1 pseudogene is annotated in these 1,065 nt (G+C 73.3%); it reads left to right on the forward strand.

Going from position 1 to position 1,065, the window contains the following annotated elements:
- Nucleotides 1-426 precede the first annotated feature (426 nt).
- Nucleotides 427-1,065: pseudogene (locus tag QH470_RS32330) on the forward strand (hypothetical protein); the annotation flags it as partial.

The following is a 1,065-nucleotide window of genomic DNA, read 5'->3' on the forward strand; positions in this document are numbered from 1 at the left end:
CCCCGGGGCCAACCCACCACTCCCCCCTAACCCCCCCCCGCCCCGGCCCCCGCCCCCGCGGCGGCAACCGCAGCACCGACCGCGGCCGCATTCGGTCTGGCAGCAGGAAACCTCGCCCCACCAGACGAACCCACCACCCCCTCCTCCACCGTCCCTTCGACAATCCAAGACACGCCACCACACACGAATCCGACTGCGGCCCAGCACAACCCACCCGCGCCTGCGGCACCACCACCCGGCGGCCCGCCACCCCCGACCAGACCCGGCCCCACCACGGCAACAACACCGCACAACCAGACGGAGACACCGCCCGGTACCGCACCCGCGATACCGCTCGGTCAATCGCAGTCGTCACCGGCGACGAGCGCGTCCGGCGCTGCGACACCATCGGGTCAGGGTCTGGGACCGGCGGCTTCGACCGGTGCGTTGCCGCCCGGCTCGGGCGTCTCCTCGGGGCCGCTGGCCGCGTTCGCGGCGGCGGTGCCGCTCGCCGGGGCGGACCAGCAGGACGACGAGGACGACGGGCTGCGCGACGTCCCCGACATGTACCCGGGCCCCCTGCCCGCCGACGCCACACCGCATGTGCCGATCAGCGTCCCGGATCCGCATCGAGCACCCGAATTCGGAAGCAGCAAAGACCGTCCCGACGAATGGCAGCAGCCGCCGGGCACCGACTACGTGATCCCGGGCGCACCGACGGTGTCTTCCGACCCGCCGCCCGACGCCATCCCGATCATCTCCCACCCCGAGCAGCCCGCCGTACCGGCGCGGCCGAACGCTCTGCCCGCCACCTACACACCACCCATCCCGGCCGACCCGGAACGCTCCCGGGAGAACAACCAGGACCCGTCCGGCCCGAAGCCGATCCCGGACGTCGCACCCCTGCCCCGCGACGACGCCAACACCGAGACCGGCCTCACCGGGCCCGAGGCGATCCCTCAGGAGAGCCCCGCGCGCTCCCGTTACGCCACCGCGCCCGACCCGAAAGCCCTTGGGGCACCGCAGGATCCCTCCCGGCCACCCCAGCTGAACCCGCACAGCCTCGAGTACCTCTTCGACCAGAGC

The sequence above is a fragment of the Nocardia wallacei genome, assembly GCF_029868745.1.
In the GTDB taxonomy this organism is placed as follows: Bacteria; Actinomycetota; Actinomycetes; order Mycobacteriales; family Mycobacteriaceae; genus Nocardia; species Nocardia wallacei_B.